The following is a 14,174-nucleotide window of genomic DNA, read 5'->3' on the forward strand; positions in this document are numbered from 1 at the left end:
TTAACTATTAAAAATTTAATACTGTGGTAAATAGAAATTGCGTTGATTATTATCTTGTTTAGCAATCTTGTCAGCTGCAAAAACAAACGGCATCCAGATAAGAAGTGCAATTACCATATTAATAAGCGCTAAAACAATAGCACGCCAGTCATAATTACATGCTAGAAATGGTCCAATAAGTGGCGGCATTACTGTTGGAACAAAAATTTGAACCGGATTAACTAGGCCGGCCGTTGTAGCCCAATATGCTAGTGACACATTTACAAGCGGAGCAACAACAAATGGAATTAAATAAACTGGATTAAAAACTACAGGTAAGCCAAAAATAATAGGCTCATTAATATTAAATACCCCAGGTGCTACAGCCATCTTCGCTATTGTTCGATAATCTTTACGTTTAGAAAACATCAAGATTGCAATAATTAATACTAATGTACCTCCTGCTCCACCAAACCAAGCAAATACATTAAATGAATCGCGAACCCAAATATATGGAACATGCTCACTATTTCGAACAGCTGTAACGTTAATATTTTCTGGAGTTAACCACAAAGAGTCCATTACTGGAGTTAAAACGCTGATGCCGTTAATCCCAAAGAACCAAAAGATTTGAACTAGAAAGGTAACCAATAAGACGACTCCAAAACCCTGCCCCAAATTAACCAAGGGACGCTGAATAGTAGCAAGAAGCCAATTACCAAAATAAGTTCCAGTAAGCCGTTGAAATGCGTAATTAACAAAGCCAAAAATAAATACTGAAAGTAGAATTGGAATTAAAGTACTAAATGCTACCCATTCAGCATGGGGCATACTGGTATCAACTTTAAGCCGAATTCTTGCCTTATAAAATACAATAAACAAGGCAGTCCCAATACAGCCAAAAATAATAGCTGTAAATAATCCCATTGTTGAAAACTGCTTAATATCAAAAGCATTTTTAATATCAACCACATCTCCATCAATACGTAATTTCACTGAATCGCTAATACTCATTGCAAAAGCAACTAAGGAAGCAACTGAACCAGCAAAACGATTTACTTCATAGGTCTTAGCTAAGTGATAGCCCCAAGAAATCGCAAAATAAACTGCAAAAAGTGCAAATGTACCTTCCCAAATAATATTATCAATTGCGACAATCGGCTGCATCAAAGAATAAAAGGTATCCCAATGCATTTGCACTTTAGCGGCTCTAATGATGCTATTAAATAGCATTGCAATTGAACCAGCCATTGTAATTGGTAGTAAAGAAATAAAAGTATCCCGCATTGCAACTAGCCAGCGGACTTGAGCTAAGCGAGATGCAGGAGGTAAAACGTAAGTTTCAAGCCATTTAACTAAAGATGACATTATTTCTCTCCTCTGCTCTTTCGAGGATGATATCCTTTATTTTTCTTATTACGCCAACGTTTCTTTTTATGCTTTGGCTTATTTTTTTCCACCTTTTTATGCTCTTTCTTTTCTGCATTCTCTTCTTTTTTAAACTTAGGTTTTTCAGTGGTTAAACTATAGCCAGCAAAATATGCTCTTTCAATTTGATACGTACCAGCCAGCAATTTCTTTAGATTTCTAAAATCATGGTCATCCCCAAGAGTAACGACTGTTCCTGACTTATTCATCCGTCCAGTTCTACCACTACGATGCAAGTATGTATTAACTTCACTTGGTATTTCAAAATTAATGACATAACTAACATCAGGTAAATCTAAGCCACGCGCAGCTAAATCAGTCGCAAATAAAAACTTAATTCGACCTGCTCTGAAATTACTAAGCAACTTTTCACGGTTTTGCTTGCTCGTTTCATTACTTAAAACAGCAAATTTAGTCTTGCTGTGATTAAAAATTCGCGCAAATTTCATTTCAGTTTCGCTACTGTCAAAGAACAGGATACCTTTGAATTTATCTAACTTTTCTAAGCGTTGTAGAAACTGCATTTTATATTCATTTGAAACTTGCAAGAAATAATGTTTAACTTCAGACTTTTGCTCTGGGCGTACATCAACTAATAAAAAAGTATGATTAAAAAGATTTTCTGCATTTTTTGTAACTTCAGATTCTGAGGCACCAAAAAGTAAAATTTGAGCTGTTGAAGATAAATTTTGTCCTAAGGAACTCAATAAATCTAATTTTGCAAATTCTAGAATATCATCTGCCTCATCAATTACTAAGGCATTAATATCTTGATACTTAATTCGATTCTCCGATAGAAAGTCAAAAAATCTTCCTGGAGTAGCAATAATTATCTCTGGCTTTTCTTTTTTTAAACGCTCTAATTGTCTTTTTCTATTACCAGCCCCAACTAGTGCGATTGTTTTAAGTCCTAAAGCTTTGGCATAATGCAAAAGATTATTTCTCGTTTGAATTGCTAGTTCAGTTGTTGGCTCTAAAATTACCCCTCGACCGCCAATGTCTGCAACGCGCTCCATTACTGGCAATCCATATGCCAAAGTCTTTCCCGTACCAGTCTTAGCTAGTCCAACCAGACTTGCACCATTGCGTATTGCATCATACGTCCGCTCTTGAATTAAAGTTGGTTTAGTCTTGTGTTCTCTTTCTAGAACTTGTGAAACTGCTTGTGAATACATTTTACTTCCTCTATTATTGTGTTTTTTCTTGACTATATAATTGCGCATATTGCGTATTGGTACCAATGTAAGCAAACATTGTTACATCTCGATCTAAATTATCAATATTTTTAACTCTTCCATTTTGAGTGTAACACCAAAAGGCATAATGTCGCCTATCTTTTAAACTTGCTCCCGTATATAAAAATCTTGTTCCTTCTGGAAAGTAATTATGATAATGATAGTCACCTGCTATCATCGTTCTCTTGCCAAGATTATTTATCATCTGAGCAAATTCACCCATTCTTTTCCAATATGATTTCGTTAAGTGATTTGTAGCCGGTACAATCATAACTGGTAAACTGCCAGTATTAGTTCCTACTTTATTTACAAAATATTGATACTGATCCTGATTGCTGGTTTCATCACTATAGGCAATAATTGTACCAAAATTAAGATTAGTCCCCTGAAGTTGATCACGGTAAAGCAAATAATTGTCGTCAAAATACGACTTCCCCTGCGTTGAACGCAAATAAACAAATGAAATACCGTTCTTTTCTAATTTATGAAGGTCAATATAATCTTTAGTTTGATCTAATTCAATTCCAAGCACACTCATATTTGAACCACGTGGCACAGTTGTATTTTGCTTCATATTGAAATATCCCCACACTAGTCCAGAAAAGGCTAGAATGAGCAAAATAATAATACTTGGAAAAGTATATTTATGTCGATAACGATGCACAATCATCCCTCCATTAGTTATTTTAACGAACTTCTCCTTTCTATACCACTTTCACTAAAATTTAGTATAAAATGATATCAATACTAAAAGTTATAAATGAATCGAAAGGAAAGCACATATTGAAAAGACAAATTAGCTTTGGACAAGCTCTGGCAACTGTGGTGGGAACTGTAATTGGCGGGGGTGTCTTCTTTAAAATTGGTAGCATTAGTCATGAAACAGGTACACCATCTTTAACTCTTTTTGTTTGGATTCTAGCCGGTATCGTTTCTATTGCTTCTGGTCTAACAGTTTCTGAAATTGCTGCTGCACTCCCAGTTACTGGCGGATCAATTAAATATATTGAATATACTTATGGGAAAGTTTGGGGCTTTTTATTTGGCTGGGCACAAATGCTAGTCTACTTTCCTGCCAATATCGCCGCTTTAAGCGTGGTATTTGGGCAACAATTTGCTGTCTTATTTGGTTTCCCTACTAAATATGCAATCCTGATTGCTTTATTGCTCGCTCTTTTTTTAATGAGTTTAAATTTTATTTCTACCAAGTTCTCAACCAGAATGCAGTCAGCGATGACAATTCTGAAGGCAATTCCAATTGCTTTAATTGTGATTTTTGGTCTTTTTAATCCAGCTAAAATTAGTGTCAACTTACTTCCCTTAAGTTCTGGCCATAATGTTTCTTTTTGGGCTGGTTTAAGTGGTGGTTTATTAGCTGCTTTATTTGCATATGATGGCTGGATTAATGTTACCAATTTAGCTGGTGAAGTCAAGGAACCAGAAAAGAACCTTTCAAGAGCGATTATTATCGGACTATCCGCAATTACTTTGATTTATGTGTTAGTAAATTATGCTTTCTTAACCGCAATTCCTTTTAAAGAAATAATTGGCAACCAAAATACAGCTTATCTTGCCTCATTAAAGCTCTTTGGCAGTCTGGGCGGCAAATTAATTACAATTGGAATTTTAATCTCTGTTTATGGAGCAATTAATGGCTTCATGCTTACCGGAATGAGAATTCCATATACTCTAGCAAAAGATAAAATGTTGCCATTTTCAAATAAAATCGGCCGTACTAACATTAATACAGGTGTGCCGACAATTAGTGCTTTAATTATCTTGACTGTTTCCTTAATAATGATTTTTTTAGGAACTTTTGATCTCTTAACTAATATGTTGGTATTTGTCATGTGGACCTTTACAACATTAATTTCAATCGCAGTGGTAATTCTACGCTATCGTGAACCTAAGCTAGATCGTCCATATGTTGTTCCTTGGTACCCAATTATCCCCATCATTTCAATCGGCGGTGGTTTGTTTATTGTAATTAGTACCGTAATTAATGAATTTTGGCTTTCAATAACTGGAATTGGATTAACGGCTTTGGGATTACCAGTTTACTACTATATGAAGAAGCACAATCAGCAGAATTAATTTACAAATAAAGGGTTGAAACTATCTCTAACGAGCAGCTTTCAACCCTTTTATGATTGTCTATTAAAGTAATATTTTAATTATTAACGATTTAAGTTTGCCTGAATAACTTCTGGTTTTAAAACACCGACATAAGGTAAATTACGATATGCATTTAAGTAATCTAGACCATAGCCAACAACAAATTCATTTTCAACTTTTGATCCAAAGTAATCTACAACTACATCATCTTCACGACGTTCAGTTTTATTAAGCAAAGCACAGCATTTTACGCTCTTGGCACCGCGCTTAGTTAATAAATCCTTCATAAACTTCAAAGTATGACCAGTATCAACAATATCTTCAACGAGTAAAACGTCTCTATCTTTGACATCAGCTTGAACGTCAATATCTAGTCTAACTTTGCCGCTTGACTCAAAACCGTCGCCATAACTTGAAACATCCATGAAATCATTTTGCATCTTTACATTCATGTGACGAGTTAAATCCGTCATGAAATAAACTGCACCCTTTAATACACCAATGACTAATGGAAATTTTCCAGCGTAGTCTTCAGTCAATTGTTTGCCCAGTCTTTGGCAAATTTCTTCAATATCATCCTGGCTGAATAAAACACGATCAATAATGTTGTCAATATTATCACTATTTTGCATCTTAACCCTCTATATCTTTTTATAAATGCTTTGTTATTAGTAGAATTATAACATTTAATTATCAAAAAAAGCACCCATCTTATGGTGCTTTTGCCGATTATTTGGCTTTTTCTTCACTATTTTGATCGCTATCTGCTGCTTTTTTGCCAGTATCCTTAGCTATCTTAGAAACAAGGAACCAACGCATGAAACCTTGTTCAATATTTACTAACTTAAATTTAAAGCCTTCTAAGTCAACAGATTCACCCTTCTTTAAGTTAGGGTAATGTTCCATCATATAGCCACCGATAGTAATTATATCGCTGTCTTCAAAACTCTTAAGCTTAGTATGGAAGTAACGTTCAAAATCGTATAAAGTAGTCTTTCCTGAAACATGAATGTCGCCGTGATCGTCACGAACAATATATTCATCGGAAACATCATCGATTTCATCTTTGATAGAACCAAAGAGTTCTTCATAAATATCTTTATCCGTTACGATACCACTGGTACCACCATATTCATCTACTACTAGAACAATTGGAGTGTGTTTTTTGATCATTAACTTCAAAATATCTTGAATCAACATTGATTCAGGCACAGTAATAATCGCTCTAATAATTCTAGTAATGGGAACATCAGGATTCTCCTGATCTTGACTTACAATATCATATGCATAAACATACCCCACAATATCATCTTTATCGTTATCACGAACAACTGGAAAACGGCTGAAACCATCCTCAATATATTTCTTTAAAGCCGTCTTAACATTATCAGTGGCATTCAAAACTTGAAGCTGAGTACGGTCAGTCATAATATCTTTAGCAACCTTATCATTTAATTCAAAGGCACGCTCCATATATAACAAATCGTCTTTATCAAGTGAACCGCCAGTCACAGCATTACGCGATAAACGGAGAATTTCAGATTGTGAATAAACTTCACTTTCTTCATCAGCTGATTGCATTCCCAACAAATGAAGTAAGCCATTGGCGCTATGGTTAAGTAGCCAAACAAATGGGTATACTACCGTATGAAATACAGTCAAAGGAGTAACAACAGCCATCAAACACTTAACAGGCATATCAATGGCAATATTTTTAGGGACAATTTCAGTTACAACAACTTCTAAGTATGTTAATAGTACAACACCTAAAGTTGCTCCTAATACCCCGCTAGTCTTTACTCCAAACCAGGGCGTCATCTTAAATACATCAGTCAATAACTCTTCGATCGTTCCTTGACCAATCCACCCTAAAATAACACCGACCAAGGTCGTACCTACTTGAGTAGTAGATAATGATTCATTTAAGTTATGAACCATGTGTAATGCTCGCTTTAATTTCTTAGGGCTACCTTGACCGTTTGCTAGCATATCTTCTAGCTGACTAGATCTAGTTTGCACTAAAGCAAATTCGGCAACAACAAAGAATATCGCAATTAAAAACGTTATGAAAATTACAATTAAATTAGTAGTTATAGTACTTGTAGACAAGTGATCTTCACCTTTTTTATATATTAAATAATTACATCTCTATTTTAGCATTATTTCTCCGAATCAGGGATCCAGTTTGCAACTAATCCTGGATGATTGTAATTTTCTTCAATATTCTCTGATACTTGCTTATTATAAGAATCTGCTGGTAACTCAATCTTATCGCGTAAATCATGTTTTAAATCAATAAAACCTAATTTCAAAAATTTCTTATTTCGTATCTTAAAATGATAACCAGTAAAATAGGCTTTATTACCAGGAATCTTCTTACAATCTGCTAAACTAAATTTCATCACTGCATTATCTAGTTTAACAAAAGCATAATAATCATTTTTACCAAGATAAGTAACTTCTTGTTTAACAGGAATTTTTTGATAAATCGAAGGCAAATGAGAAGGTGTATTAATATCTGCCACATATTTAAATGTTTCAATTTCATTTGGATCATAATACTTTTTGGCAAAAATTTGAGCATCATATACTCTTACCATTGCAGTTAAGTAATGATTTTCCTTCATATATTCTGTTGATTCCTTATTTTTAAAATACGATAGGCCTAAAAAAATGCATAGAGTTGTAGTCGTTAGTCCAAATAAAATCGCCGTTAATTTATTTTTTACACATAAAAATGGGATTAAGCCCACAAATAAAAAGATAGTTCCTAAAATTAAAACATAGCCAGGCAAAGTGTAGTTATACCATTGATCCCAATTAGCCCACTGCTGCGGAGAAACTAATAAAGTCATCATTTTCATCCCTTTTACCATTTTTTATAATTATGCCATATTTTAATTTTATTTTAAATAAGTGGATATAAAAATCCTGAAGAACTAGAATACCTACATTCAATTCTTCAGGAAATCATGGTTAAAGATTTTTCTTAATTTTTAAAATTTCATCCAGTGGTACACGCTTAGACTTATAATCATTAATCGTTGCCTTTTTATTAGGATATCCTAAGCCAATCCCAATTCCAATTGTTTCATCTTCTGGAATATTCAAATATTTTCTAATTACTTCTGGATACTTAACAAAAGCATGTGCTGGCATTGTACTTAAGCCACGATTATTTGCAGCCAGCATTAAAGTCTGTGAAAAACCACCTAAGTCAAAGATTGACCAAGCTGGAGATTGTTTAGGAATAGTAAGAAAAACAATTACAGGAGCATTGAATAATTTTAGTTGAGCTTGATCAAAATCATCTGTTTCTCCTCGTAAGAAATAATCTAAAGTTTCACTCATTGTTGCCATGTTCTTACTTGGAAACGTATCCCATTCAACTTTTAATAATGAATCAAATTCTTCATGAGGTTCTTCATTAGCCAAAGTCTTTTCTTCGTGTTCTTTTCTAATTGCTTTTGCTACTTCACCTTCAGCAACATAAATGCGCCAAGGCTGCGAATTAAGTAAAGATGGTGTTCTTTGTGCTTCTTCGATAACCTTACGTACAGTTTTTTCACTTACTCTTTGATCCGTGAATTTTCTTGTTGCATGTTCACGTGCTAAGACATCTTTAAATTCCATCCAATCATCCCTTCAATATTTTATCAATAAAATTACACTTACATTCTATAAGCTCATTATAACAGCTATGCTGCACTTAGGATAGAGCTAATTTTAATAACTAATTAGCCATAAAAAAAGACCTAACATTTATTAGGTCTTTCTATAAAAATTATTTATTAAACTCTATTTTAAGCCATTCCATTGCCATTCTGTAACTTCAGGCATATCTTTACCATTGTCGCGAATATATTGATGGTGTTTAGCAAGCAAGCTATCCATTTCATCAATAAAGTCAGCATTCTTTTCACTTAGTTCAGGAACACTTTCGACAACATCTTTTGCTAAATCATAGCGATCCATATGGTTCAATACTCGCATATCAAATGGCGTAGTAATATCACCATTTTCTTCATAGCCATGAATATGAACATCATTCTTTCCGCGTCCACGATCAAACCAAATTGATTCCATCATTGGTTTAAAGCCGTGCCATGCAAAGATGACTGGTGTGTCTTTAGGGAAAAGACGATCGAATTCTTCATTGCTGATTGCATTCGGATTCTTTTCTGGAGACATTAATTTCATGACATCAATAACATTAATGTAACGAATCTTTAAGTCTGGGAACTTTTTATGCAATAAATCAATCGCAGCTAACGACTCAATCGTTGGTTCAGTACCAGTGGAAGCAAAGACAACATCTGGCTTAGCACCCTTATCAGTTGATGCCCAGTCAATGTAGCCAAGACCTTTATCAACTAACTTTTTAGCTTCTTCAATCGAGAACCATTGCGGACGAGGTTGCTTAGAAGTTACTAAAACGTTAATGCATTCACGATCTCTAAATGCCTTATCAGATACAGCAAGAAGTGAATTAGTATCTGCTGGTAAGTATTCATGAATTAAATCTGGACGGTTCTTTTCATAAAGGTGGGTTAACATACCAGGATCTTGGTGAGTATAACCGTTATGATCTTGTTGGAAAACAGTTGAAGTATCAACTAAGTTCAAAGCTGGATAATCATGACGCCAAGTTTGTTCTTTAGCCTTTCTTAACCACTTCATGTGTTGGGTAAGCATTGAATCAACTACGCGGCCAAATGCTTCATATGTAGCAAAGAAACCATGTCTGCCTGTCAAAACGTAACCTTCAAGCCATCCTTCATCTTGGTGTTCAGATAATTGCGAATCAATCACGCGACCTTCGCGAGCCAAGTTTTCATCATTTGGAGTATGAATATTTTCCATCCATTGACGTTTTTGATTATCTAAAAGTTGGAATAAACGGTTAGATTTAGTTTCATCTGGACCAAAACCACGGAAATTAGTTGGATTTAAGGCAGCCATCTTGTCTAAGTATTTTGCCCATTCAGCCATGTCTTGCTTTTCAACAGAACCAGGTTTATCAAATTTCACTGCAAAATCACGGTAATCTGGCATATTTAAAACTTTAGGATTAATTCCCCCATTAGTTACTGGATTCATCGCCATTCTTTGGTCGCCAGATAAGGTGTTTTCTTTAACAATTTCCTTAGGTGACCCATCTTCATTAAATAGCTCTTCTGGTTTATAGCTTTCCATCCAGTCGGTAAGCATTTCCTTATGACTCATATCACCTTGAGAAACTGGAATTGGAATTTGGTGAGCACGGAAGCTATTTTCAATTGGATTACCATCTAAGTCAAATTTAGGACCAGTCCATCCCTTAGGCACTCTAAAGACAATCATTGGCCATTTAACTAATGAATCATCGTTATTTTCACGGGCATGCTTTTGAATAGCCTTAATTTCTTCAACAACTTCATCCATTGTCTTAGCCATCTCGTGGTGAACTTCCATGTGGTCCTTGTAACCATTAAATTCGCCATCTTTATATGCAGAAACAAAATATGGCTTCCAGCCCATTCCTTCAAAGTACTTAGTTAGGTCTTCATCACTCATTCTTGAAACGATAGTTGGGTTAGAAATCTTAAAGCCATTGATTTGTAAAATTGGAATGACAGCACCGTCTTTAATTGGATTAATAAATTTACTTGAGAACCAAGAAGTAGCAAGTGGTCCAGTTTCTGATTCACCGTCACCAATTTCAACCGCTGCAATTACATCTGGATTATCTAAAATTGCACCTACACCGTGAGAAAGTGAATAGCCCAATTCGCCACCCTCATGGATCGATCCAGGTGTTTCTGGTGCAGCATGAGAAGCAACTCCACCTGGGAAACTAAATTGCTTAAATAATTTAGCCATTCCCTTTTCATCTTGAGTAATTTCTGGATAGCGCTCAGTATATGAACCATCTAAGTATGAATTAGATACCATTACTTGGCCACCATGACCGGATCCTTCAATATAGAACATGTTTAAGTTATATTTCTTTATTGCCCGATTTAAGTGCGCATAAATAAAGTTTTGTGGAACGATTGTCCCCCAGTGACCAATTGGCTTGGGCTTTACATCTTCAGCTTTTAATTCGCCTTTTAATAGTGGATTATTCATTAAAAATAGTTGACCAACTGATAAGTAGTTGGCTGCACGCCAATATGCATCGACGCTCTTTAAGTATTCTTGAGAATCGTAATTTACTGCCATAGCAAAATATCTCCTTGAAATAGTTTTCATTGCTTAATACAGTATTAATCATAATTCATCAAGCATTAAAATTCAACTTTTAAAATTATTGGGACGGTCCAATTTTGTAAATCTAATTTTAACTTTCTTCTGCTAATACCTCGCGAATCTTGATATTCTTTTTGAAATATTTCCGATACTGAGGAGCTAATCGATTATCCGTAATTAAAATATCTGCCTGCTTACAGTCCATTACCTTGTACGGGGATGATCGATCTTCTTTAAATTTATACTCTTCTGCTAGCAAAATAACTGTCTTTGTCCGATTAACTACTTCTCTTTCAATCTGGGCATCAGGATGATTAACTACAAATACACCATTCTTATTAACCGATGACGTTCCAATCACAGCAACGTCAAACTCATACTGATCAATTTCTTTCAAACTATTTAAAGAAGATGTATAGTGGTTTTCCTTATTCAAATAGCCACCTAGTAAAATCACATTAGGCAAATTATCCATCATTAAGGCTCCTGCATTATCAATTGAATTTGTCATAATTGTGGCATTCAAACCTGTTAAATAATGGCAAAGCTGCGAAATCGTAGTTGACGCATTCAAATATATTAACTTATCAGCCGTCAAATATTTTGCTGTCATTTTAGCCATCTTATTCTTAATAGGTGATAAAACATGTGCTCTAGAATTATAGTCAGGCACTGTTCCTTGCTTGATTTTCATCAATCCACCATGAATTCGAATTGCTTGACCAGTATTGGTTAACTTAATTACATCTCTTCTAGCCGTATCAAAGGAAACCTGGCATAATTGCATAATTTCACGCGTACTAATTGTTTTTCTTTCATCTAATGTACGTCTAATTAAATCTAATCTTTCAACTTGCGATTGCATCTCTCTCACCTCACAAGTCTAATCTTATCAGAAAGCCTTATCATATTTGCGTGTTTCTCTGTATTTTCAGCTTTATTCTAAGCATTTATCAGTATTTAAGAAAAGATTCACTGATAAATTTCAGCATGATGTTATTTAAATCAAGACAAACACTTAACAAAAGCTGCAATATGGGCGTAAAAACACCTTTTCATACATTGCAGATGCTAGTATTTAAGTGGCCCCAGAAATAAATTAGTTATTTAAGATAGTGAGGTCTTTATCATGTTAGAAACTACTATTACTAAACAAAATGAAATTGTTAAAACACTGAAGGATTTATATGCTAGCTTCAGCAAAGTTCAAATTAAGGCATATATTCCTCTTGAACAGACAATTTTAAAAGTTATAGCCAAAGCCGAAAATCATGATGACGCAACTGCTTGGAGTAATAAGTTAGTTATGTTTTTGCAATCTCAAATAGCGCTAAAACAAATTCCAATCACTAAGGAACAAGATGCTTTAATTAATTCTCTAAGTGAACAATGCAAAAATACTAACTTAAACTATGTATATCTGGCACCAATTAACGATAGTTTGCAATTTGATTAAACTATCCCTTCAATCAAAAAAGACATCGTTTCTCTCATCCCCCGAGAAAAACGATGCCTTATTTTTTTATTCTTGACTTAAGTTAACAAAGGTATTGTACTTCATATATTTATAGTGAATTCGCATATTCGAAACTTCAAATGGCGTTCCATCATCTAAAAAGAAAATACCTTCCATTACTCCCACTGGTTCATTAGGCGCAAGCATCAACTTGGATTGATCTTCTAATGTTGAAGGTTCAACAGTAATTGTTAAGAATGACCGTGTTACAGTTTTGTTTTGCGTATCTTCTAAATAATTAAACAGAGATCCTTTTAAAATATCTGGATTTAATTCTGGCGTAATCTTAATTGGAATAAAGCCGGTTTCAATCAAAAATGGTTGATCATCTAATAAACGTAATCGCTTAATTTGATAAACAAAGTCTGATTCTTTTAAAAAGAGATCTTGCCTTAAATCTTCATCAGCTTTAATTACTTGATAGTCTAATAGCTCAATACTTTGCTTTTTACCAGGAACACTAAAAGAATCCGTAATACCTAAATTTGATCCCTCATATTTAAAGAGAGCTTGATTCTTTAAGTAAAGAGGATTAATAAAAGTTCCACTACCCCTTTTTTTAAAGACTATTCCTTGCTGTGCAAGTAATCCCAAAGCTCGCTTCATTGATGAACGACTTACATGGTAATAATCACTTAAACTCCGCTCATCTGGTAAGCGCATATCTTCATATTCATTATTAAGTATTTTTTGTTTAATATCGCGCATTACTGAGCGATAGACTAAATCAGTCATTATTTTCTCCCGTTATTGGCAGCTTGGATACTTTGAACGAACCAAGTTGCAAACCTCTCTGTATCGACGTCGGTTGCGATTTGTGCGTTATGTTCTTTGCTTAAAAAGTCCATCACGCTAGCGCCATAAGTATAACGTCCAGCTAATTCAATTTCAACATTCGCAGGCTTCAAGGTGAAGAATTCAGGATGAAGCATTATACCTACAGCAGTTGGATCATAAATCTTAATTCTAAGATCACCATCTGGCTCATGAATATGTGAAAACATCGAATATAGCATCTTTCCAACTTCGCCGCATTCCTTAATCTTATCCATTTGATCTTGTGTCAAATGCGCCTTGTCGCCAATTTCAAGTGGAGCAACATAGACTGGTAATCCAGAATGAAAGACAATTTGAGCAGCTTCTGGATCTCCAGCAATATTATATTCCGCAAATGGACTGTGATTTCCATGACCAATATTTCCGCCCATAATGTAAACTTTAGCAATACTGTCTACTACATCAGGATACTGCTTAAATAAAAGTGCAAAATCAGTTAATGGGCCGATTCCTAAAAGAGTTACCTTTTCAGGACTACTTTTAATTGCTTCATACATTTTAGTAGCAGCAAGACCTGACATTAATAAATCATTATTTGCTTTTTCAAATTCAAAACCTGCAATTCCTGTTTCGCCATGAACTGAAGCAGCACTAATTGCTGGACGTACTAGTGGTTGATTAGCACCTTTAACTACTGGTACCTTAGTATGTAAAAAATTTTCTAAATCAAGAGTATTTTGAAGCGTGTGTTCTAAGGATACATTTCCCCAAGTAGGAACAATCATCTTAACATCAAGATCAGCTGCAAAGAGACTAATCGTCATTGCAGCTACATCATCAATTCCTGGATCTGTACTAATAATTAAGGGCTTTTTTGACATAAAGGTCCTTCT

Annotated in this window: 13 protein-coding genes; 2 read left to right on the top strand and 11 right to left on the bottom strand. The window is 34.6% G+C overall.

Annotation, left to right across the window (positions count from 1 at the left end; genetic code table 11):
- Positions 1–15: 15 nt before the first annotated feature.
- From AB5359_RS04540 to AB5359_RS04550, 3 genes are read right to left on the bottom strand one after another with little or no spacing between them, the layout of a single operon-like run.
- Positions 16–1,347: a PTS sugar transporter subunit IIC gene (locus AB5359_RS04540; RefSeq protein ID WP_048684855.1), complete on the bottom strand. Its 1,332-nt coding sequence runs from the start codon at positions 1,345–1,347 to the stop codon at positions 16–18.
- Positions 1,347–2,582, bottom strand: a complete 1,236-nt coding sequence (locus AB5359_RS04545; protein WP_048684858.1) for a DEAD/DEAH box helicase — start codon at positions 2,580–2,582, stop codon at positions 1,347–1,349. The genes AB5359_RS04540 and AB5359_RS04545 overlap by 1 nt, the downstream gene beginning before the upstream one ends.
- A 13-nt stretch (positions 2,583–2,595) precedes the next feature.
- Positions 2,596–3,312, bottom strand: coding sequence for a GH25 family lysozyme (locus AB5359_RS04550; protein WP_077410209.1), 717 nt, complete (start codon positions 3,310–3,312; stop codon positions 2,596–2,598).
- A gap of 113 nt (positions 3,313–3,425) precedes the next feature.
- Between AB5359_RS04550 and AB5359_RS04555 the strand changes: the two genes are divergently transcribed.
- Complete coding sequence (locus AB5359_RS04555; RefSeq protein ID WP_048684862.1) at positions 3,426–4,736, top strand: APC family permease; 1,311 nt, start codon at positions 3,426–3,428, stop codon at positions 4,734–4,736.
- Positions 4,737–4,819: 83 nt separating this feature from the next.
- Here the strand turns inward: AB5359_RS04555 and hpt are convergent, their stop codons facing one another.
- From hpt to AB5359_RS04585, 6 genes are all read right to left on the bottom strand, one after another.
- Complete coding sequence (hpt, locus tag AB5359_RS04560) at positions 4,820–5,389, bottom strand: hypoxanthine phosphoribosyltransferase (RefSeq protein ID WP_003649185.1); 570 nt, start codon at positions 5,387–5,389, stop codon at positions 4,820–4,822.
- A 97-nt stretch (positions 5,390–5,486) separates the two neighbouring features.
- Positions 5,487–6,866: a hemolysin family protein gene (locus AB5359_RS04565; protein ID WP_003649186.1), complete on the bottom strand. Its 1,380-nt coding sequence runs from the start codon at positions 6,864–6,866 to the stop codon at positions 5,487–5,489.
- A 50-nt stretch (positions 6,867–6,916) separates the two neighbouring features.
- On the bottom strand, positions 6,917–7,615 hold the full coding sequence (locus AB5359_RS04570) for a hypothetical protein (RefSeq protein WP_065425537.1): 699 nt from the start codon (positions 7,613–7,615) through the stop codon (positions 6,917–6,919).
- 118 nt (positions 7,616–7,733) lie between these two features.
- On the bottom strand, positions 7,734–8,390 hold the full coding sequence (locus AB5359_RS04575) for a nitroreductase (RefSeq protein WP_003649188.1): 657 nt from the start codon (positions 8,388–8,390) through the stop codon (positions 7,734–7,736).
- 165 nt (positions 8,391–8,555) lie between these two features.
- Positions 8,556–10,961, bottom strand: a complete 2,406-nt coding sequence (locus AB5359_RS04580; RefSeq protein WP_048684868.1) for a phosphoketolase family protein — start codon at positions 10,959–10,961, stop codon at positions 8,556–8,558.
- Between the two features lie 118 nt (positions 10,962–11,079).
- Complete coding sequence (locus AB5359_RS04585) at positions 11,080–11,853, bottom strand: DeoR/GlpR family DNA-binding transcription regulator (protein WP_048684870.1); 774 nt, start codon at positions 11,851–11,853, stop codon at positions 11,080–11,082.
- 264 nt (positions 11,854–12,117) lie between these two features.
- On the opposite strand from AB5359_RS04585, the gene AB5359_RS04590 reads away from it, so the two are divergent.
- Positions 12,118–12,444 carry a bacteriocin immunity protein gene (locus AB5359_RS04590; RefSeq protein ID WP_048684873.1) on the top strand — a complete coding sequence of 109 codons (327 nt, stop codon included), beginning with the start codon at positions 12,118–12,120 and terminating at the stop codon, positions 12,442–12,444.
- A gap of 66 nt (positions 12,445–12,510) precedes the next feature.
- On the opposite strand, the gene AB5359_RS04595 is transcribed toward AB5359_RS04590, so the two are convergent.
- Entirely contained in the window at positions 12,511–13,239 is a 729-nt protein-coding gene (locus tag AB5359_RS04595; protein ID WP_003647599.1) for a GntR family transcriptional regulator, read from the bottom strand.
- Positions 13,239–14,162 carry a nucleoside hydrolase gene (locus tag AB5359_RS04600; RefSeq protein ID WP_048684876.1) on the bottom strand — a complete coding sequence of 308 codons (924 nt, stop codon included), beginning with the start codon at positions 14,160–14,162 and terminating at the stop codon, positions 13,239–13,241. Before AB5359_RS04600 ends, AB5359_RS04595 begins: the two co-directional genes overlap by 1 nt.
- Positions 14,163–14,174 lie beyond the last annotated feature (12 nt).

Origin of the sequence: Lactobacillus sp. RTP31084st1_F9_RTP31084_210423 (genome assembly GCF_040919545.1) — a bacterium.
GTDB lineage: Bacteria > Bacillota > Bacilli > Lactobacillales > Lactobacillaceae > Lactobacillus > Lactobacillus paragasseri.